Here is a 637-nt window from a genome sequence, read left to right on the forward strand (position 1 = left end):
TGAGGCTGGCCAACGCCATGGACCGGAGCCATAAGCAGAAACTCCACGACTGCCGCTTAAATGTCAAGGAGGGCCAGCTGCTTGTGACCACAACGTATGGGGGAGACATGACCCTCGAGGCGGTGGCATTTGCCCAGAAAGCGGATTTCTTTTAGGAGATCTTCGGAATCCGGCCTGTATTAAAACAGAAGAGGAGGTTATCCTGATGGCAGATATTGATGAAAGATTTTACAATCCAGACAATTATGTAAACCGTGAACTGAGCTGGCTGGAGTTCAACTACCGGGTGCTGAGCGAGGCCAGGGATAAGAACCTGCCTCTGTTTGAAAGGCTGAAATTCTTAAGCATCACCTCATCAAACCTGGATGAGTTCTTCATGGTCCGCGTTGCCTCCTTAAAGGACATGGTTCACGCAAAATATACGAAGCCGGATATCGCCGGCCTAAAGCCCTCCGAGCAGCTGGAGAAGATTGGCGTAAAGACGCACGAGATGGTGGCCATGCAGTATTCCACCTACAACCGCTCCATCCTCCCTGCCCTAAAGCAGAATGGCCTGTGCGTGGTCACAAGCCATGTTGATTTAAATGCAGAGCAGGGCGCTTATGTAGATGAGTATTTCCGGGAAAATGTATATCCC

Annotated in this window: 1 protein-coding gene; it reads left to right on the plus strand. The window is 50.4% G+C overall.

The genetic code is table 11. The annotated features are described in order from the left end of the window. Positions 1–205: 205 nt before the first annotated feature. Positions 206–637: RNA degradosome polyphosphate kinase (locus NE664_12650; GenBank protein MCQ4727485.1), on the plus strand; the 432-nt coding region annotated here is incomplete at its 3' end.

It is taken from the genome of Anaerotignum faecicola (assembly GCA_024460105.1).
In the GTDB taxonomy this organism is placed as follows: Bacteria; Bacillota; Clostridia; order Lachnospirales; family Anaerotignaceae; genus JANFXS01.